Below are 20773 nucleotides of genomic sequence, written 5' to 3'. Positions count from 1 at the left end.
GAATAGAAATGGCGGTTCTTCCGTTTAAAGTAATTTATAAAGACGAAGATATTATTGTTATTGATAAACCTTCCGGACTTCTTGTTGTTCCCACGCCAAAAAAGGAAAAACATACACTTGTCCATATTCTTAATGAATTTTTAAAAAGTAAAAACTTAAGTCCGGCAAGCCCTGTTCACAGAATTGACAGAGAAACATCCGGTATTATTATTTTTGCTTTCAACAAAAACAGTTTGGAGCGGCTTACCCTTCAGTTTCGTCATCATACAATAAAAAGGATATACCTTGCGGTTGTTCAGGGCTATGTCCAAGAAAAAAAGGGAAAAGTTGATATTCCTCTTGCAACGGATCCAAATACACATAAAGTATTTGCAACAAGAAGCACAATTGCAAGTCAGCCCTCTGTTACACTATACAGGGTTCTTCAGTATCTTCCTGACTTAACACTTCTTGAGATCCAGCCTCAGACAGGAAGGACAAACCAGATAAGGGTTCATCTTGCGTATATTGGACATCCCGTAGTGGGTGAAAGAAAATATGCAATTGCAAACAGGTATCCTGTAAAATTCAGGCGGGTGGCATTGCATTCATCAAAACTTGAGATAAGGCATCCTAAAACAGGTCGCATTATGGCTTTTAAGTCTCCGCTTCCGAAGGATATAAAGACCCTTATTGAAGGAAAATAGCAGAAAAGGTACAATATGGTTTGATGAAAAACTCATCAGACTCTAAAATAATCCCATAGGGCTTTAAAGAGCAACTGGTGCTCTGGTGCACTGGTGCCGGTGGCCGTCACGGATCACCGTCACGGATACAAGTTATTAACCAGTAACATATTATGCGATGGGGGGGATATGAAAGCAGCCAAGTCATTTATTGTAATGCCTGCTTTACCAAAAGAATTGGCAGGGCTTAAAAAATTGTCATATAACTTTTGGTGGACATGGGATTCTGAATCCCTTGAATTATACAGGAGACTTGAAAGGGATTTGTGGGAGAAGGTCTATCATAATCCTATAGAATTGCTTGGGCGGATACAACAGGATAAATTAAAGGAGGCTAAAGAGGACGAGGCATTTAGCAGCTATCTTAAAAAAGTTGTAGACCGACTTGATGTATACCTGAAAAAAGACGGCTGGTTCCAGAATGTTTATGGTTCCAAACATCCTGCCCAGATGGCATATTTTTCTTTAGAATACGGATTTCATGAGTCTCTTCCCATTTATTCAGGAGGGCTCGGTGTTCTTGCAGCAGACTACTTAAAGTCTGCAAGCGACCTTGGTATCCCAATGGTTGGGATAGGACTTCTTTACAGGAGAGGATATTCCCACCAGAGGCTTGATACAGATGGATGGCAACAGGAAGTATACAGGGACATAGATTATTATCAATTGCCTCTGCAGCGGGTTGAGGACCAGAAAGGAAACCCCCTTGAGATTGAATTAAATTTTCCGCAAGGACAGGCATTTGCACATATATGGAGGCTTGATGTTGGAAGGGTGCCTCTTTATTTTCTTGATACTTCGTTTATTTCAAATCCTCCCTGGGCAAGAGAAATCACACAGCATCTATACGGCGGTGATCAGGATATGAGAATCAGGCAGGAGATAGTGCTTGGTATAGGAGGCATAAAAGCATTAAGGCAAATGGGGCTTTCCCCCAATATCTTTCATATGAATGAGGGTCATTCTTCGTTTCTTTTACTTGAGAGGATAAGAGAGCTTGTTGAAGAAGAAAAGATTTCGTTTTCACAAGCCTGTGAGATTGTTTCTGCCGGGAGCATATTTACAACACATACAGCTGTTCCAGCCGGAAACGATGTGTTCGCTCCTGATATGGTTATAAAATATTTTGACAATTTTATACAAAAGATTGGTATAACAAAAAAAGAATTTTTCGCATTTGGAAGACAAAATCCTGAAGATGATAAAGAGATGTTTTCAATGACTGTTCTTGCTCTGAAACTTTCAACAGGGTCAAACGGTGTAAGTCAGATTCACAGGACAGTGAGTCAGAAATTGTGGAAGAATATATGGCAGAAATTGCCAGTAAAGGAAATACCCATTGATTCAATAACAAATGGTGTGCATGTAAAGACATGGATATCCTACGATATGGCAGCGCTTTTTGATAGGTATTTAGGACCCCGCTGGGTATCTGATCCGCCCGACCAGGAGGTTTGGGAAAAGATTGATAAAATCCCCTCTCTTGAATTGTGGAAGACACATGAAAGAAGAAGAGAAAGACTTGTTGTTTTTACAAGACAGAGACTTGTTGAAGAAGGTATCAGAAAGAACATCCCATCTTCTGAATTAAAAGCAATTGAGGACATACTAAATCCCGAGGCATTTACCCTCGGTATAGCAAGAAGATTTGCAACATATAAAAGGATTGTCCTTATATTTCAGGATATTGAAAGGCTTGCAAAGATTGTAAATAGCAATTTCCCTGTTCAGATAATAATTGCAGGCAAGGCTCATCCTAAGGATAATCCTGGAAAACAGATGATAAAGGAACTTTTACATTTTATAAAAGAGCCGAGGTTGCAGGGCAGGGTTGTTTTTATTGAGGACTATGATTTAAATGTTGCGAGGTATCTTGTTCAGGGTTGCGATGCATGGCTTAATCTTCCCAGAAGGCCTCTTGAGGCAAGCGGCACAAGCGGAATGAAGGCAAATATAAATGGTGTTCTTAATATAAGTGTGCTTGATGGGTGGTGGTGTGAGGCTGAGAGAGAAAATACCGGATGGACAATAGGATTTGGAGAAGAATACACAGACCATAAATATCAAGACCAGATTGAGGCAAACAGGCTGTATGATATTATTGAAAAAGAAGCAGTACCTCTTTTTTACGAAAGGAGCAGAGACGGTCTTCCTAGAGAATGGATAAAAAGAATGAAAAATGCGATAAAAAAAATGGGTCCTGTGTTTAACACACATAGAATGGTAAAAGAATATTTAGAGAAGAAATACCTGCCCGCATATGAAGATGTAAAATCCTTATCAAAAAATAATTTTCAGAAAGCAAAAGAACTTAGTTCTTGGAAACAGAAGATAAAATTTGGTTGGCAATCTGTCAAAATAGAAAGCGTGAACGAGGGTGAAACTACAAACTTAAAAACAGGTTCTAAACTTTCTGTTGAGGCAATTGTCCACCTCGGAGATTTAAGCCCCGATGATGTATGTGTCCAGATATATGCGGGCAGGGTAGATGTAGACGGAGAGATACCAGATGGAGAACCGATAGATATGGAATGGAAAAAAGAGGAGGCATCTACCCCAAAAATGTCGGGTTCTTATCTTTTCTGTGGTTGTATTACTTGTCAGACCACCGGACATATCGGTTACTCTATCCGTGTTCTACCTTCTCATCCTGATTTGATAAACAGGTTTGAACCAGGATTTGTTGTGTGGGGATGAGAAAATAGCAGGTAGTAGGTAGGGGAAAAAATGGTGACGCGCAACTGATGCTCTGGCAACATGTGACAGGTGACAGGAACCCCCCGGGCACCAGCAGCACACCAGAGCACCCCCTGGGTGTTGTGAATTTTAAGGCTTGCAATGTTTTTCAGTCACCTGTCACATGTCACCTATAAAAAGGAGGGATATGTCAACATATGTTGCATTTGATTTAGGTGCTGAAAGCGGAAGAACAATAGTCGCAAATTTAAAGGACAGCAAGGTGCATCTTGAAGAAGTTAGTAGATTTTCCAATATTCCCGCTATGCTTCCTGATGGATTACACTGGAATGTGCTGGGTTTGTTTTTGGAGATGAAAAATTCTCTTAAAAGTGTTGTTAAAAAAACAAAAGGAAATATTTATGGGCTCGGTATAGACACCTGGGGAGTTGATTTTGGTCTTATCGGGAAAAACGATGTTCTCTTGAGCAGTCCCTACCATTACAGGGATTTAAAAACACAAGGAATGATAGAAGAGGCTTTAAAGTTTGTATCAAAAGAAAGATTTTACGAAAAGACAGGCATACAGTTTATGAGGATAAATACAGTTTTTCAATTACTGTCAATGGTAAAGAACAATCCTTGCCTTCTTGAAAATGCAGAAACTATGTTAATGATGCCGAGCCTTTTTAGGTTTCTTTTAACAGGTGAGAAAAAAGAGGAATTTACAATTGCAACAACAAGCCAGATGTTTAATCCGGTAAAAAATAACTGGGAAACAGAAATTATTGAAAAACTCAAGATACCTGTCAGAATTCTTCCCCCCGTTGTCCGACCGGGCCTACATTCTTCAAAACTTCTTCCTTATATATCAGAAGAATTAAAGGTGAAAGATATTCCTGTGATTACAACAGCAGGACACGACACTGCTTGTGCGGTTGCAGCAGTTCCAGCACAAGGGAATAACTGGGCATACATAAGTTCAGGAACATGGTCTCTTTTAGGTGTGGAGATAAAACAACCGATACTTACTCAAAAGGCTCTTTTTTATAATATTACCAATGAAGGCGGTTTTGCAGATACATATAGATTTCTTAAAAATATTATGGGTATGTGGCTTATTCAGCAGTGTAGGAAGATATGGGAAAAAAAAGGCATGACCTATACATATCCTCAACTGACAAAAATGGCAAAACTTGCAAAACCGTTTCAGATGTTTATAGACCCCAACAACAAAGAATTTATAGCACCAAAAGATATGACCCTACAGATACAAGAGTTCTGTCAGCATACAGGTCAAAAATTTGTAAAAGATATTTCCTCTATTACAAGATGTTGTTTAGAAAGCCTTGCGCTTACATATAGAGCAACTATTGAACAGATTGAAGAACTCGTAGATAAAAATATTGAGGTTATACATATTGTAGGCGGAGGTTCTCAAAACGAACTTTTATCTCAATTTACAGCCAATGCAACAAATAGAATAGTTTTATCCGGACCTGTTGAAGCAACCGCTGTTGGGAATATTCTTATACAGGCATATCAAACCAAACAGGTTCAATCAATAGAACATTTAAGGACAATTGTAAGAAAATCTTTTCCGATACAGGAATATAAACCCAAAGATGCAGATAGTTGGAATGAAGCGTACATAAGATATAAAAAAATAATAAGTAGCATCTTCTAAAATAATGGCGCATGTTATTAAGAGGAAGGTTATTTTCAAATCTTTTTATAAGAAAATATAGCCCCGTTTTTGGATTTACCACATTCAGGGCATTTGTATTTTGGCTCGGGATTCTTTTATATTATAGTCGCGGCTTTTTTTAAAAAACAAACTTTAACTTTCCGAAACTGTATATTGAAAATGCCTGGCAGGGTACTTGTTTTTGGTTTATTATCTACCTTTCTAATATTACCTGTTGCAGTTTTTCTTTTTTTCTCAATAACAGGAATATTGCTTCTTTCATTTTATTTTATTATCCTTGTCGCAGGTTTGGTACTCGGGTTTATCGGAACTTCTGTTGCAACTGGAAGCGCGTTAAGAAAATCTTTTTTGTCCATCCCCAAACAAGTCGGGGCAGGCGGACTTAGACAGGCAGAAACATCTGTACAGAATGGGATTTTGGTATGGATATTATACTTGAGTTCATTGCTATTGCTTTTATTCAGATGCTTCCTGTTGCGGGTGCGTTTTTAACATTTTTCATAATATGTTTTTCATTGGGTTCTGTTGCCGTCACAGTTTTTGGTAATCGTGAAGATAAGCCCGAAGGTTTTAAACATAATCTTCCTGTGTCAGACCCCAATTCTGTCAACTCTAATGCGGTAATCTCATTTATGCTTGGTTTTTCTGCAATAATACCTGAATGGGGAATTTTATTGGGACTTATTGCCGTTGTTTTTGGAATAATTGCATTATATCAAATAAAAAATAAAAAGAGCAAGGGTGAGGGATTTGCATTTTTCGGTATAGGTTTTGCAGTGCTTTTTATATTGATGCAAATTTTGGTATTGGCAACAAGCTCTTAAAATAAGAGGGAGAATATGTGCAAAATAGTAAGATATATTGGTAAAAAGGATGCAATTAAAATAATTATAGGAGGGCTTTCAAGGTTAGAGTACAGAGAATATAACTCATCAGGTATAGCATACTTGGATAACGGAAATATATCTTTTGTAAAAAGCGGTGGAAAACTTAAAAAGTTAAATAAATTACTGATTAAAAATTATACACCCTCTTCTTTTGGCATCGGACATACAAGATGGACAACAGAAAGGGATAAAGATATAGAATCTATCTCGGATTATGTGATATACCTGCCTGATGTTACCGAGATGTTTTCTCCGATATTTGTTGCAATCCCTTGCAGATGCTTGCATATTATACTGTTGTTTTCAGGGGCTGTGATGTGGACCAGCCAAGAAATCTTACAAAATCTGTAACAGTAGAATAACCTTGATATAAAAAATATAAAATGCTTGTTTTTGTCAAATAGAGGTTATGCTCATAGGCTATATTAGTTTATAAGTTATGCGAAGTATATTGAAATAAAACAAAAGTCAAATTGAGATTTAATCCTTATTTAAGTGAAAACATCAATTATTGTTCCGGTGTATAATGAAGAAAAAACCGTTGGAATTGTTTTACAAAAACTTCTTAAACTTCCGATAAATAAAGAAATTATAGTTATTGATGATGGTTCAACAGACAAAACAGAAAGCATATTAAAACAGTTTACATCAAAACCCGATATAAAAATATTTAGAAAGGCAAAGAACGAAGGTAAAGGCTCTGCAATAAGAACAGGAATTTTAATTGCAACAGGTGATATAATCACAATCCAGGATGCAGACCTCGAATATAAGCCAGAAGAAATAATACACCTTATTCAGCCCATTACAGATGGTAAAGCAGATGTTGTATATGGCTCTCGTTTTTTAAATAATAAAAAGGTTACAGGTTTTTTCCACAGATTAATAAATGCGTTTTTTACATTTCTTACAAATATTTTATACAGGTCCAGACTTACGGATATGGAAACCTGTTATAAGGTATTTAGAAGCAGCATAATTAAACAGATAAATCTTAAATCAAAACATTTTGAGGTAGAAGCAGAAATTACTGTAAAAGTTCTTAAAAAAGGTTTTAAGATAAATGAGATTCCTGTTTCATATCAAAGAAGAACTTATCATCAAGGTAAAAAGATAGGCTGGAAAGATGGTTTAAGAACACTATGGATATTGTTTAAATTATATATATGACGGGTCGGGGAGTTTCCAGACCCGTCAAATATTTAATGATTTTTAATTTGGAGAATTATGAGAATAATTGTAACAGGTGGGGCAGGGTTCATCGGTTCCTGGGTAGCACAAAAATTTATAGAAGAAGGACACAGTGTAAGTATTATTGACAACCTTTCTCAGGGTAAAAAATCTAACATACCCAGAGGGGCAAGATTTTATAAGATAGACATTCAGGATGATCTGGAAAAAGTATTTGAAAAAGAAAAACCTGATATTGTTTCTCACCATGCGGCACAGATAGATGTAAGAAAATCTATCTGCAACCCAAGGTTTGATGCAGGTATAAATATAATAGGGACTTTAAACCTTCTTGAAAATTCAATAAAATGTAGTGTAAGAAAATTTATATTTGCATCAAGCGGAGGGGTCATGTATGGTGAGGCTGATATTATACCTGCGCCTGAAACATCCCCTATAAATATTTTCTCTCCATATGGTGTATCAAAAAGATCGGCGGAACTTTATTTGCTATATTATAAAAATATCTATTGCCTTAATTATATCGCGTTAAGATACGGTAATGTATATGGACCAAGACAGGACCCTCATGGTGAGGCAGGAGTTGTTGCAATATTTATACAAAAAATGTTAGAGGGAAAGGTTCCTACCATATTTGGAGATGGACGGCAGACAAGGGATTATGTGTATGTGGAAGATGTAGTAAAAGCAAATATACTTGCACTAAAGTATAGCGGTAGGCATTCAATATTTAATATCGGCACAGGTAAAGGAACATCTGTCAATTGGCTTTATAAAAATCTTTCACACATCATAGGTTTTAATAAAAAACCGGATTATAAAAAGCCAAGAAAGGGTGAACTTCAAAAAAGCACATTGGATGCACATCTTGCAATAAAAGAATTAGGCTGGTCTTCATCCGTAGAACTTGAACAGGGACTTAAAAAAACAGTTGAATATTTTAAGAACAAGTGAAAAAAATAATATTTATTGATAGAGACGGCGTTTTAAATAAGGACCCTGCAGAGGCTTTATGTGTAAACTCTATTAAAGATTTGCACATACTAAAACCTGCTTTAAAAGCTTTAAGGATTCTTAATGAAAAAAAATACAGGGTATATGTTATATCAAATCAGTCAGGGGTTGGAAGAGGAACACTTACAAAAGAGGCTCTTGTAAAAATAACGACAAAGATTAAACAAACTGTAATATTAAACGGAGGAAGGATTGATGGTTTTTATTATTGCACACATAAACCGGATGACAGATGCGAATGCAGAAAACCTAAGACAGGGCTTATTGAAAAGGTTCTGAAAAATTATAAAGGCGATAAAAAGGGTATTTTTTTTGTAGGAGATAGGCTTTCGGATGTCCAGACTGGACATTCAGCAGGATTAAGTGCCATAGTTGTTCTTTCGGGGCATACAAAATCAGTAGATGAAATGAAGGAGTGGGAAGAAAAACCTGAGCATGTTGCCAAAAACCTTCTTGAAGCGGTAAAAAATATAGTCTTAAAAAATGAAACAAGATATTATGTGGATGGAACAGGCCTTAAAACAGGCAAAGATTGCATTTGAGGAAAATGAGGTTCCGGTAGGATGTGTCATAATATACAATGGTAGCATTATCGGGAAAGCAAGAAATCAGATAATAAAACTTAAAGACCCGACAGCACATGCAGAAATGATTGCAATAACACAGGCAGCAGGAGCACTAAAAAATGAAAGGTTAGTTGAAACAGATGTTTATGTAACAAAAGAACCCTGTGCAATGTGTGCGGGGGCACTTGTCCTTGCAAGAGTAAAAAGACTTATTATAGGAACAATGGATGAAAAAGCAGGTGCGTGTGGAAGCGTAATAAATATTACACACCACAAAAGTATGAATCATTGGATACAGATAAAAAAAGGCATTCTTGAAGAAGAATGCAGGTCAATCCTTCAAGAATTTTTTAAACAAAAAAGGGGCAAATAGTAGGTAGAAGGTAATAGATAGGAGATAGGAAAAATATAATCCACCCACCCTCCTTTTTGGCACCCTCTGGGTGAGAAGGGATACTTTTTCCCTACCTGCTGCCTTCTGTCTACTGTCTACTATGTTTTTGGAGAGGTGGCTGAGTGGCCGATAGCAATCGCCTGCTAAGCGATTAGCCTGCCTCAAAGCGGGCTCCTGGGTTCAAATCCCAGCCTCTCCGCCAGTTATTAGAAAATGGTAACTATTCAGCCTGCTTGCATGTTACTTGACATGAACCTGAGATATGTGTTAGGATAATTATACCATGAATCGAGTTAAGTTTTCCCAAAAATTGTGCTTGACAGGTTTAATGAAATGTGGTACACCGAACCTAGCTTTTGGAGAAACTAAACTATTACGCTATCATTATTATGGGGCTGAATAGTTACAAGAAAATGCAGAAAAACAAAAGAAAGCAATCCGAGAAAATATTAAAGGTGTTGGTTAAATTGTAAAAGGAATTTGCCGCCAAGCCGAGCAAAGCCCGGAGTTTCGCTAAAGGGGTGAAAATTTCCCAACTTTAAGAAGAGGATGATTAAATGAAAAAGTTTATTGTAATAAGTATGATTTTGATATTTTTGCCAACTTTTTTGCATGCCGATATTTTTGAATATGTCAAGATGGACGACAGAGTTTTCCAATGGGAAAAAGTTTCTCGGCAGGACCTTTTTGAAGACGCGGTAGGATTTGAGCTTAAACTGACCTCGCAAAAATGGCAAGGTATTACTTGGGAACACAGGTTAATGATTATAAAACCCAAGAAATTAACGAATCCTTCTCTATGCTTGTTATTAATAACGGGAAGCGGGCGGGTCAGGGAAGAAATTCTTTTACTCGGAGTAAAAACTGCCACTGATACGGGAGGACTTTTCGCCGTGCTTTACGATGTACCCAATCAGCCATTGTTTGACGGTCTCAGAGAAGATGGGCTTATTTCTTATACTTTTGTGAAGTATCTTGAGACGCGTGATAAAAGTTGGCCTCTTCTTTTTCCAATGACAAAAAGCGCGATAAAGGCTATGGATGCGATTCAAGAATTTGCTGAACAGGAATTGAGTATAAATGTATCAGGATTTTTAACAGCTGGCGCCTCCAAAAGAGGATGGACCACATGGCTTACCGCAGTGGTTGACCCGAGGGTAAAGGCCATAGCTCCGATTGTATATGATAATCTTAATCTTCCGGAGCAGATGCAGCACCAGATCAATACCTGGGGCGCATATAGCGAGAAAATATCAGACTATACGGAAAAGAATTTGCCTCAGCTTTTAGAAAAAGAAGAAGGGATAGAATTGTCCAATCTTGTTGACCCCTACTTTTACCGGGACAGAATTACAGTTCCCAGTCTTATCATAATAGGTACCAATGACCGATATTGGCCTCTTGATGCTCTTAACATTTATTACGATGGCCTTATTGGCGAAAAGTATATATTCTATGGTCCAAATTCAGGACATGGCATGGAAGGGAATATTGTAAAAGTGTGGAATGTTATTAGCGCTTTTTTTCTAAAAACGGCCGGACAAATTAAATTTCCTAAGGTTTCCTGGCAGTACAAAGAGAAAGATGAATTTGTAGAGTTCTCTATCTCCACTGATACTGAGATAAAACCCAAGAAAATAGTCCTCTGGAAGGCCGAATCGCCAACCAGGGATTTCCGGGATGCTACCTGGCAAGAATTTGATGTTACCTCAAAAGGCTCTGACTATCCACATAAAATTAAAAGACCAGAATTGGGCTTTATGGCTTTTTTAGGTGAAACTGTTTACGATTTCAACGGAAAAGAATTCTCCTTATCAACAAATGTTTATATTATAAATCATTAAACTGATGACGGAGGGTAAGGGGCGCAAGAGAAGAGAAGCCACTGATGAGGTTTTTAGACTATTAGGATCTATCTGTTCACTAACCCGGACAATTGAAGAGAGGATGTGAAACGCCATAATGTTGCACCGCCAGAATTGATAAGGGCTGACTGGAATCTTCTTACATCTGGCGAAAGACTTGCTGTAGATTCTGACACAGCAGGGCTGTTATTTCTTCAATCTATAGAAGGAAGGGCGCACAATGGAGCGGGTTCATTTCTTAAGAGAAGGTATGTAAATACAACCATTGAGGATATTGTTGAAGCCCTGGATATGGACCCCTTGGAAATAAGAAAACAAAGACAGACACTGATAGATAATATTGAATATTTTGTAAAAAATGTTTGCATATCTTCTGATGGGGTACAACTTATTGATAAAAAAGGCTATCCGCTTCTTAGTTTGAAATTTCTTAAGAACAGATTTTTCAAAGGCAAGGATATCATAAAAGGATTTATATTAGGCGGGCTTAGAGATGATCCACAGATAAGACATCTGACAGAGGAATACTATAATGTAAGAATAGGTTATGGTAAGTTATATACCGTTGATTTAAATGTGATGAATGCAATGGGGCTTGATGCTGAGGTGTTGGCGCATGAAGAACATGAACAAGAACTAGAAGAATTTCACAGGAGCGGATTGATTGTAGACGCAGATGCAGGAACAGATTTAAAAAACCTCAGGTATTTATATATAAGACACAAACGTGGGCCTGGTGAGTCTGACGATGCAGCGTTTATTACAGCGGGGTTTCTTTATAGTGTAGATGTTGCGATAGGGATTTTTCTTGCCGATGCAGTAGATACTTTGGAAAAATATGCAATCCAGTTTAGAGACAGAGATAATGAAATTGCAAAACAACTTCAAGGTATGTTCCCCGAACTAAATCCCACACAAGAACAAACAAAGCAATTAACATATCTTTCTGCAATACCAGAAGGGATGGAAGGGGAAGTTCCAGACTCAAGCCTTCGTTATCTTGTTATGATAGATACATCAACAAATGAATGCGCTCTGCAGAACCATATGCACTTTATAAAGGCAGAACCATATCATTCTATGCTCATAAGTTTTGAAAGAATACCCACATATAAATTTTATGCATATATAAAACAAAGGATTCTTGAACTGGGAAAACCTGTTCCGGTTCTTACAAAAATAACACTTGAAAAAGAGTTGGAACAAAAAATCTCTGAATTTGTGAATAAACAAATTCTGGTTGTCCGCCCTGATATATCTGTTAGGCTTGTTCTGGAACAGGTTGAAAAATTAAAAGCTCAGATTATTATTATACAGAATAAAAAAGGAACGGTTGTAGGGGCACTTGATCCTAAAACCCTGTTAAACTCAATGCAAAATAAATAGTATATAACCTCGCATGTAATTACACCTTCTGGTGGGGGTCAAAAAGTTTATCATATTCATCAAGCGCAAACCTGTCTGTCATACCTGCAATATAGTCTGCAATGCTTCTTTTAAGCCCTATTTTTTCTGCCCGCTTCTGAACCGACAGCGGAAGCTGTTGCTTGTTTGATTTATATACATCAAATAATTCTTTTATAAACCTTTTGTGTTTCTCTGACATTCTAACAACCTTGAAATGTCTGTAAAGATTTTCAAGAAGAAACTTTTTTAAAGGTATCCTATGTTCTTCAAGCTCTTGGCTAAATCCAACAATTCTTTTATCCATTGAACAAACATCTTCAATTTTTAAGTCTTTTATTTTCTCTGATGTTCCATGTATTATGTCCGTTATTTCAATGTTTATTATACTTTTTACAACAAGATTCCTTCTTATAGGCCAGGATATTGCCGTATAAATTTCTTTTATTTTCTTGTTCTGCCTGTTCCACAGTTCAACCTCAGACAGTTGATTTTCATGCACAAGTCCGCTTGCAAGTCCGTCATCCAGATCATGGCTATCATAAGCAATCTCATCTGCGATATCTACAACCTGAGCCTCAAGTGTAGGCGGGCTCTCAAGACCAAAATCCTGTATTTCTGGTGCAATCTGCAGAATCTTTAGTTTATTAAAAGGGGTTGAGTGCTTTAATATCCCTTCTCTTGCCTCCCATGTAAGATTAAGACCAGGAAATTCTGCATATCTTTGTTCAATTGATGTAACAACCCTATAACCTTGTAAGTTATGTTCGAACCCTTCGGAATCTTTCATAATCTCATGCAGTGCATCTTCTCCGCAATGTCCAAACGGTGTATGTCCTATATCATGTGCCAGTGCTATTGCCTCTGTTAGATCATCATTCAAGCCCAATGCCCTTGCAATTGACCTTGCAATCTGTGCAACTTCCATTGTGTGTGTTAATCTTGTCCTGTAATAATCATCCTCATGGAAAACAAATACTTGCGTCTTGTACTGAAGGCGTCTAAAGGCCATTGAGTGTATAATCCTGTCTCTGTCCCTCTGGAAATGGGTTCTGAAAATATCGTCTTTCTCAGAATATTTTCTTCCCCGTGAGGTTTTACTCTTACAGGCACACATAGATAACATCTTTTCTTCTCTTTGTTCTAATATGTTTTTGTCAATCTTCATTATAAAGGTTATCCTTTTAATTTTTCAACAATTTTATGGACATCAAACGGTAGTGTTTCCTGTACTCCATCTGTCATCAATTTTATCGTAACACAATTATTTTTCATTTCATCTTCCCCTATGATTATTACCCATCTTGCGCCCAGTTTGTTTGCATACCTCATCTGTGATTTCAAACTCCTTCCTTGAAAATCCATTGCTACGGGCATTGAAAACCTTCTTATTGCCTCAGATAGTGAAAGTCCTTTCAGGCGCCCATCCTCATCTATTGTTGCTATAAATGTAAGAGCAGATATTTTTTCTTGCAAGGATATGTTAAGAACTTTTCTTAAAATTATAACTCTTTCTACACCTATTGCAAATCCACAACACCCTGTGGGTTTTCCGCCTAATTCTTCAACAAGGTTATCATATCTGCCCCCAGCAGATATGGTATCCTGTGAACCGAGTCTACTATGCACAATCTCAAACACAGTCTTTGTATAATAGTCAAGTCCTCTTATAAGATGATTATCCTGTTCATACCTTATATTTAATGCGGACAGGCCCTGCTTTAAGTTTTCATAATGATCTTTACATTCTTTACACTGGATTAAAATAAGAGGAGGCGACCCTTTTACAATCTCCCTACACTTGGGAACCTTGCAATCAAGTATCCGTAGCGGATTCTGGTTTAACCTTGCCTTGCAATCCGAACAGAGAAATTCCTGTTTTGCAGAGATGTGTTCATATAAAATTTTGGAATACTTTTCTTTATCTTCCTTGCAACCAACACTATTTAATTTTATTATAAAATCTTCAATACCGAACGACAACAATACTGAACGGTTCAGAGCAATCATTTCAACATCAAGAAGAGGACTATACGAGCCTATTGCTTCTGCTCCTATCTGATGGAATTGTCTGTTTCTTCCTGCCTGTGGTCTTTCTGCTCTAAACATAGGTTGTATATAAAAAACTTTTACAAGAGAACCATTTAGACCAATCTGATTTTCAAGGTATGCTCTTATTATGGGTGCGGTGCCTTCTGGTCTTAAGGATATGTTTCTTGCTGCCCTGTCCTGAAATGTGTACATCTGTTTCTGGACAATTTCTGTTTCTGATCCCACTCCTCTTACAAAAAGTCCGGTCTGTTCTAAAACAGGTGTTCTTATTTCCTGATATCTATATATTGAAAAAGTCTTACGGGCACACCCTTCAATATTTGACCATTCATTGACCTCTCTGGGCAGTATATCATCAGTTCCCTTAATTCGTCTTATTATTGAATTCTGCATTTTTAATTTTTCCACAGGCAATCTTTATTGCTTTTTATTATTGTTTGTTTCATCAATTTTCCTGGTTTAAATACAACAACCTTTCTTTCAGGTATTTGTACAGTCTGTTCAGGTTTTTTTGGATTTCTCCCAAGTCTTGATTTTCTTTTCACCACCTTCAAAACACCAAAATCCCTGAGTTCTAACCTTTTTCCACTTGCAAGCAGTTCCATTGAAAGATCAAGAAATTTCTGGATACACTTTGTAACCTCTTTTTGTTTGATACCTGTTTGCTCGGCAATTTTAACAACCAAATCTCTTTTTCTCATTTTGGTCCCTCCTCTGTTTTTTCTTCCGGAACTGGTTTTAATATTTTATCTAACTGAAATACATTTACTGACACAAGATAAAGAACAATTATTACAACTATAAGTACCAAAAGATTTAAGAATGGATTGAGAAATATTTTCTTCAAAAACAGACCCACCGCGCTTGTATGTGCAAGTTTATCTTTTTTAGATTCCAGTATACCCATAACTCTGTTCATAGAAAGATATGTTATATGCCAATCATTATCAATCTTTTTTATCTGAAGTTCTGATATCTGGGGTATAGTATCAACACTGATCAGTGCAGCAAGAACAATATCTATCCTTTCTTCACCGGCATTGTATTCTTTTACCAACTGCTGGACAAGATAATACTGTTTTGCAAGAAATTCTTTTGTTTTAAGAAAGGCATTTTCTTCCTCAGGCCCAAGCTTTTTTTCATTATATATTTTTCTATATATATCCCGAAGATTGTTCCACTGTTCTATAATCCTTTCAAGAGTATTATACCTTAAATCAATTTCCTTATCCCTCATATTTTCTTCCTTTAAAAGTTTTACCCTCGGATAATGATGCTTTGGGTTTGTACATTTCTTTGTTCTCTCCCCAAGCATATTAGCCCATCCCTTGGGCAGTAGAGCATTAGACCGCAATTGGGCAATTTCGGTCTATTGTTCTATTATCTATTGCTCAATTGCTCTGCCATTTTTGCAAAGCAAAAATGGCGGTGTGTATTTGAAAAAATCTTTACCCCGTAGTGAAACGAAGCCTCTACTACTGGGGGACGATTTCAAGCCTGCCACGTAGTGAAGCCGTAGGCTTCCACTTCGGGGTTTTTCTAATCCCACTTTTAGCGGAACCCCGAGCTTTATTCAATTTGGCGGCAAATTCTTTTATTTAATTCCACCTTCAGCCAATAACGCCTCGGGTTTATACATTCCCTTATTGCTTGCGTTAAATTCATGCTTAACTTGTACCAGCACTTTTTCAAGCGTATAAAGTTTCCAATGAATCGGGACAAAAATAGATTTTCCATTTCGTTTTTCTCTAACTATTTCAAAACCAACCATTAAATGCCGTGCATCGTGAGTAATTTTAGAACTTTCGGAAGGTTGAAAATAAAATGCCCTAAAAGATGAACCGATACTTTTTTGATTATAAGTTTTACACTCTAAATATGTTATTCTACTATCAATATCTTTAATAAAAACATCTGGGTAGCCAGCGCTTTGGTGTCTACCATTTGAAGTTAGGGGGATTTCCGCTTTCATGCCTATGTTATTGAGCGCGTCTTTTACAAAAGACTCTATATGATTGCCAACCTCATTTGGTCTTGCTGTTGAAATTCCTGTTTTGTAAGCATTTCTAACTGCGATATCCATTGCTTTTGTAAGACGGCTTAATAATTCTTTGTCCTCTCGGCCATTTTTATCAAAAGCCAAAACTTCATGTCCGGAAATGGCTTTTATAGCAATGGGGAAAGAAATATCCTTTAATGGCTTTAGAAATTTTGAAATTGTTTCTTCTAATTGTTTTATGTAGTTATTTTGTTCCATATTATTTTTGAAAAATTAAAATATATTCTTTTTGCATAACGTTATATAAGCCGTAGATTATTTTTTCCATTTTCTTAATGGTCTTAAAACCTATTTCTTCACAGTACTCAATTACATTTTGAGTAGTGTTTAGCTCTTGACCTTGAAAAGTCACATTTCCTATAACCACAACACAATATTTATCTTTCTTTAAAACTCTATACATCTCACTATACGCTTTTTCCATATCCTTGTCGTATAGTTCAAATTTATTTAATCCGGTCCCGCGAACACCAATAAAGTCTTCTTTTATTTTGTCTAAATCGTATCCGAGCGCTTTTAATGAGTGAGCATCGTTAGCAACATAGTTTAGGGCAACAGAATATGGCGGAGATGTAATAATTCCATCTACAGATTCATCTTTCAAGTTTATTTTTCTAGCGTCGCCCTCCATAATTTTTGTCTTGCCTATTTTTAAATTATGTTTTTTAATCGCATTGCTATAATCTTCAACAGAAGCGATCATTTTTAAGGCGTCGCTAACAAATGAAGATTCAAAAATTTTGCCTCTTCTTGATTGGTCGCTATGTGCCATCATTTCAGCGACCTTGTAAAAATTTTTTATCCTTTCATCATTTGGCTCTCTACCATTTTTTTTGAAGAGATAAAAATCTTTATATTTTTTAATTTCATCAAGAACATCAACAGATTCTGTTTTGACCTTTGAAATAAGAACGCAAAGCGGGCTTATGTCTAATCCTATTGCATTTACCCCTAATATCTGGGCTTCTAAAACAGCAGTGCCACTTCCAACGAACGGGTCAAACAATGTTTCGCCATGTTTGATTTTTATAATATTCATCAATGCTCTAATCATTTGGGGGTGAAATTTGCCTTTATACGGATAAATCCAATGAGTTATATACTGATTAACCGATTTTGTTTGGTTATATTTTTGTAAATAGTAATAATCGGAATAATCACCATCTATTGTCTTAAAATATGCGAGTCTTCTTTTTAGCACATCAAAATTGCCATCGTCTTTTAGCTCAAATTCCCTAAAATCGTTTGTAACTTTTAGATTGGGATTAAATGATTGTAATTCCAACCTTGCCAAAGCAATCTCATAAATAAATTGAATATTGTCTAATAGTTTTAGGTTTTTTGTATTCGCCATAGCTACTTTATTAAATCCTCAATATTAACACCAAGCACTTTGGCTAACTTTGCCATAACGAAGACCGATGGTTTTTTGATTATGCCGGTTTCCACTTTGGTAAACGTGGTATAGGGAATATCCGCTTTCCTTGCGAATTCGTCCTGCGAAAGTTCAAGTTTAAGCCAAAAAAATTTATTTTTTTCTAATTTATTTTCTTGTTTATTTTCCATAATTTGATGACATTAAATTGTTCTGCCATAATTCTATGTAATTGTATGATAACAAATTTTAATAAAACAGACAACAAAATTAAGGAGTTTCTTATTATTGCCTGCCTGCTGTCCAGCAAGGCGGAACTTGGGGTGGGCGGGATTACTCAAAACCTGCAAGTGGATTTTGCTCAAAAAAAGTTCGGACTTTAACTAAAAGACACCGCCATTTTTACTTTGCAAAAATGGCGGAGAGGAAGGGATTCGAACCCCTGAGGCCTTTTAGCCTAACGGTTTTCAAGACCGCCGCATTCAACCGCTCTGCCACCTCTCCTTTTTGTTATCAGATGTTTACCGCATCTTTTATCATTTTTACATAAACCAGCCTTGTTCTTGGTCCGTCAAATTCACAAAAGTGTACACCCTGCCAGGTTCCAAGTGCCATCTTCCCTTTCACAACAGGAATTGTGACATTACAACCTATAAAACTGCTTTTTATGTGTGCATCTGAATTTCCTTCCTTATGTGTGTACTGACATTTTTCAGGAACAATTCTTTCAAGATGGTTTATTATGTCAGAGACAACATCCGGATCTACAATTTCATTTACAGTAAGTGCCGCTGTTGTATGGGGGATAAAAATAAGACACATACCTTCATCTATGTCTGAGGATGTTATTATATCCTGAACCTGTTTTGTTATATTAATAAATTCTGTTTTCCGTTGTGTAAAAATTTCAAATTTTTTCATATTACCTTTTTAATTATGTATTTGCTTTTCCCAATCCCTATTTTTTCTGCTTCTGTTATCTGGACATACGGGTCTTTTCCCCATGCTTTCTTAAATGGGTGAACCTCTTCTTGTATAAATTTTCTTTTGCCGGGCATTGCATTTTCAAACAATTGTTTCTGACCGATTTTATCAAGGGTTGCTTTTTCTATTGCAGATATATTTTTGGAAAACATTATTCCTATATCCTGCACTATTGAAGGTTGTCCCATACCGAAACAATCACAAAGGGCAGTTATATTCATAATAATATTTATATGGAGGATGTTTTGCTTCGTGAAGGTTTTTAAAACCTCCTTTGCAGATATTGCAAGTGCACATTGAAATCTTGGCCAAAAACTTTCATCAACTTTTATTGCTTTTTCAGGGCATATTGCGACACACCTTCCGCAATATACGCAGAAATGAGGGTCAATAGTAAGATTTTTGTCCTTATCAAATCTTATTGCATTTCCTCTGCAATTTTTAAGGCACATTTTACAATATATACAAAGTTTTTTATCCCATTCATATTATTTAGACATAACAGAATGAATGTCTCTTCTGGTGTTTGCTGTTACACCTCCCATAGCAAGATTTTTAATTGCACCCCCATACGCACAGTTCCCATGTCCTTTTGAATGAGAAAGATTTATAAGAAAATCAGCATCATTTAAAAATCCCGCTACTTCTATGTAAGGGATAATATTAGAACCTGTCTTTTTTTTGTAAAAGTATCTGTCGTTTATCCCTGCTGCTGGATATATAGGACAGCCAAACACATCTTCTGTATAACCGATACTATAATTTGCACCACCTGCAGAATCTGTAAGGAAACAGTTACCACCACACTCTTTTACAATTTGAACAGTTCTTCTTATAAATGTTGGATGGATTGATGTGTATGTTTGTTACCTGCCTCTGTGGAATTTGATAGCAATGGTCTTGTCTTTTAGGTTCCACTTTGTTGTAAAACCTTTAAGCACCCTTTCATATCTTGATGTAAGGGTGCTTCTTTGTTCTATTTTTTTTACCTCCACAGGAATAAATATTACCTCTGATGCCATATTTTTATTATGTCATAAAATCCTTAAAATTCAATACTTTTTTATGATAAAACCCTCACTCTCAAACCATTTCTGCCTGTTGCTGTGTCAAGCCATTTAAGCAGGTAACCGAAATTTGTGTTACTAACTTATCAAAATGTTTAGCATTTTAAAAAATTAAAAGTTTAACATCTTGACAAATTAATAACATACAAACAGCTCAAAAAGATTTATTGAACTTTAAATAGCATAGGCATATAATATGATTTATGATTTTCAAGAGAACTTTTGCCACACAATTGTAAGCAAACGGGCTTCAAGGTAAGGGGAAAGGGGAAATATGAAGAACACAAAAGGGAAGGATAAGCAATATGTTTTAAAAATGGCGAAGAAGAAAGGTGTAAAATTTATAAGGCTGTGATTTACAGATCTGTGCTTATAAGGATTCCACAGTATAAACCGGTCAAAGAAAAGGCAACCTGTATAGAATACAGGGCCCCTGACCCTGCCTGCAATCCATATCTTGCATTCAGTGTAATGCTTGCTGCTGGACTTGAAGGGATGGATAGAGAAAAAATATGAGTTTATTGCGCCTGTTGAAGAAGATATATTTATAATGACAAATAAAGAAAGAGCGAAAAAAGGTATAGATTCACTACCGGATAGTTTGAAAGAAGCAGTTGCAATAACTGAAAAAAGTGAAGTGGTAAGAAAAGCACCCGGTGACCATATATTTAATATATTGATTGCCAATAAGAAAAAAAATGGGATAGATACAGGACACAGGTTACAAGTTATAAACTGTCTGAATATTTACCAATATTGTAAGGAATTGGCAAGCGGTAGAGAATTTAAATGATGTTTGATATTTA

21 protein-coding genes, 2 tRNA genes and 1 pseudogene are annotated in these 20773 nt (G+C 36.4%); 13 read left to right on the top strand and 11 right to left on the bottom strand.

The annotated features are described in order from the left end of the window. The first annotated feature begins 8 nt into the window (after positions 1-8). The 12 genes from B9J78_05700 to B9J78_05645 all read left to right on the top strand — a co-directional run bounded on the left by B9J78_05700 (position 9) and on the right by B9J78_05645 (position 12412). A complete protein-coding gene (locus tag B9J78_05700; protein MBA2124407.1) occupies positions 9-686 on the top strand; it encodes a hypothetical protein in 678 nt (225 codons plus the stop codon). 168 nt (positions 687-854) lie between these two features. Then, the gene (locus tag B9J78_05695; protein ID MBA2124406.1) at positions 855-3422 is read left to right on the top strand and encodes an alpha-glucan phosphorylase; all 2568 of its coding nucleotides are present in this window, start codon (positions 855-857) and stop codon (positions 3420-3422) included. 187 nt (positions 3423-3609) lie between these two features. Next, complete coding sequence (locus B9J78_05690; GenBank protein ID MBA2124405.1) at positions 3610-5088, top strand: rhamnulokinase; 1479 nt, start codon at positions 3610-3612, stop codon at positions 5086-5088. A gap of 443 nt (positions 5089-5531) precedes the next feature. Beyond that, a complete protein-coding gene (locus B9J78_05685) occupies positions 5532-5933 on the top strand; it encodes a hypothetical protein (protein MBA2124404.1) in 402 nt (133 codons plus the stop codon). A 15-nt stretch (positions 5934-5948) separates the two neighbouring features. Then, positions 5949-6347: a hypothetical protein gene (locus B9J78_05680; GenBank protein MBA2124403.1), complete on the top strand. Its 399-nt coding sequence runs from the start codon at positions 5949-5951 to the stop codon at positions 6345-6347. A gap of 144 nt (positions 6348-6491) precedes the next feature. After that, the gene (locus B9J78_05675) at positions 6492-7166 is read left to right on the top strand and encodes a glycosyl transferase (GenBank protein ID MBA2124402.1); all 675 of its coding nucleotides are present in this window, start codon (positions 6492-6494) and stop codon (positions 7164-7166) included. A 57-nt stretch (positions 7167-7223) separates the two neighbouring features. After that, positions 7224-8141, top strand: a complete 918-nt coding sequence (locus B9J78_05670) for a UDP-glucose 4-epimerase (protein MBA2124401.1) — start codon at positions 7224-7226, stop codon at positions 8139-8141. Continuing rightward, positions 8138-8743, top strand: coding sequence for a hypothetical protein (locus tag B9J78_05665; protein MBA2124400.1), 606 nt, complete (start codon positions 8138-8140; stop codon positions 8741-8743). The genes B9J78_05670 and B9J78_05665 overlap by 4 nt, the downstream gene beginning before the upstream one ends. Then, positions 8685-9140, top strand: a complete 456-nt coding sequence (locus tag B9J78_05660) for a tRNA adenosine(34) deaminase TadA (protein ID MBA2124399.1) — start codon at positions 8685-8687, stop codon at positions 9138-9140. The genes B9J78_05665 and B9J78_05660 overlap by 59 nt, the downstream gene beginning before the upstream one ends. A 129-nt stretch (positions 9141-9269) precedes the next feature. After that, positions 9270-9363, top strand: a tRNA-Ser gene (locus tag B9J78_05655). 355 nt (positions 9364-9718) lie between these two features. Continuing rightward, the gene (locus tag B9J78_05650; protein ID MBA2124398.1) at positions 9719-11005 is read left to right on the top strand and encodes a hypothetical protein; all 1287 of its coding nucleotides are present in this window, start codon (positions 9719-9721) and stop codon (positions 11003-11005) included. 105 nt (positions 11006-11110) lie between these two features. Continuing rightward, positions 11111-12412 carry a hypothetical protein gene (locus B9J78_05645; protein MBA2124397.1) on the top strand — a complete coding sequence of 434 codons (1302 nt, stop codon included), beginning with the start codon at positions 11111-11113 and terminating at the stop codon, positions 12410-12412. A 19-nt stretch (positions 12413-12431) separates the two neighbouring features. On the opposite strand, the gene B9J78_05640 is transcribed toward B9J78_05645, so the two are convergent. The 11 genes from B9J78_05640 to B9J78_05590 all read right to left on the bottom strand — a co-directional run bounded on the left by B9J78_05640 (position 12432) and on the right by B9J78_05590 (position 19751). Next, the gene (locus tag B9J78_05640) at positions 12432-13592 is read right to left on the bottom strand and encodes a deoxyguanosinetriphosphate triphosphohydrolase (protein MBA2124396.1); all 1161 of its coding nucleotides are present in this window, start codon (positions 13590-13592) and stop codon (positions 12432-12434) included. A gap of 14 nt (positions 13593-13606) precedes the next feature. Continuing rightward, positions 13607-14890: a histidine--tRNA ligase gene (locus B9J78_05635; GenBank protein ID MBA2124395.1), complete on the bottom strand. Its 1284-nt coding sequence runs from the start codon at positions 14888-14890 to the stop codon at positions 13607-13609. Next, positions 14878-15183: a hypothetical protein gene (locus tag B9J78_05630; protein ID MBA2124394.1), complete on the bottom strand. Its 306-nt coding sequence runs from the start codon at positions 15181-15183 to the stop codon at positions 14878-14880. The genes B9J78_05635 and B9J78_05630 overlap by 13 nt, the downstream gene beginning before the upstream one ends. Then, positions 15180-15797: a hypothetical protein gene (locus B9J78_05625; protein MBA2124393.1), complete on the bottom strand. Its 618-nt coding sequence runs from the start codon at positions 15795-15797 to the stop codon at positions 15180-15182. Before B9J78_05625 ends, B9J78_05630 begins: the two co-directional genes overlap by 4 nt. A gap of 279 nt (positions 15798-16076) precedes the next feature. Beyond that, complete coding sequence (locus B9J78_05620) at positions 16077-16739, bottom strand: hypothetical protein (GenBank protein MBA2124392.1); 663 nt, start codon at positions 16737-16739, stop codon at positions 16077-16079. 1 nt (position 16740) lies between these two features. After that, entirely contained in the window at positions 16741-17895 is a 1155-nt protein-coding gene (locus tag B9J78_05615; GenBank protein MBA2124391.1) for a hypothetical protein, read from the bottom strand. 2 nt (positions 17896-17897) lie between these two features. Further along, positions 17898-18107, bottom strand: coding sequence for a hypothetical protein (locus B9J78_05610; GenBank protein ID MBA2124390.1), 210 nt, complete (start codon positions 18105-18107; stop codon positions 17898-17900). Positions 18108-18332: 225 nt separating this feature from the next. Further along, positions 18333-18420, bottom strand: a tRNA-Ser gene (locus B9J78_05605). Between the two features lie 9 nt (positions 18421-18429). Then, the gene (locus B9J78_05600; protein ID MBA2124389.1) at positions 18430-18837 is read right to left on the bottom strand and encodes a hypothetical protein; all 408 of its coding nucleotides are present in this window, start codon (positions 18835-18837) and stop codon (positions 18430-18432) included. Next, positions 18834-19352, bottom strand: coding sequence for a hypothetical protein (locus B9J78_05595; GenBank protein MBA2124388.1), 519 nt, complete (start codon positions 19350-19352; stop codon positions 18834-18836). The genes B9J78_05600 and B9J78_05595 overlap by 4 nt, the downstream gene beginning before the upstream one ends. A gap of 36 nt (positions 19353-19388) precedes the next feature. Next, on the bottom strand, positions 19389-19751 hold the full coding sequence (locus B9J78_05590; GenBank protein MBA2124387.1) for a hypothetical protein: 363 nt from the start codon (positions 19749-19751) through the stop codon (positions 19389-19391). A gap of 519 nt (positions 19752-20270) precedes the next feature. Here B9J78_05590 and B9J78_05585 point away from each other — a divergent pair. Continuing rightward, positions 20271-20729: pseudogene (locus B9J78_05585) on the top strand (hypothetical protein). The last annotated feature ends 44 nt before the right edge of the window (positions 20730-20773 follow it).

This window comes from bacterium Unc6, from assembly GCA_013626165.1.
In the GTDB taxonomy this organism is placed as follows: Bacteria; Omnitrophota; Gorgyraeia; order Velesiimonadales; family Velesiimonadaceae; genus Velesiimonas; species Velesiimonas alkalicola.
The sequence above is the reverse complement of the archived record's forward strand: the minus strand, read 5'-3'. Positions and strand labels throughout refer to the sequence as shown.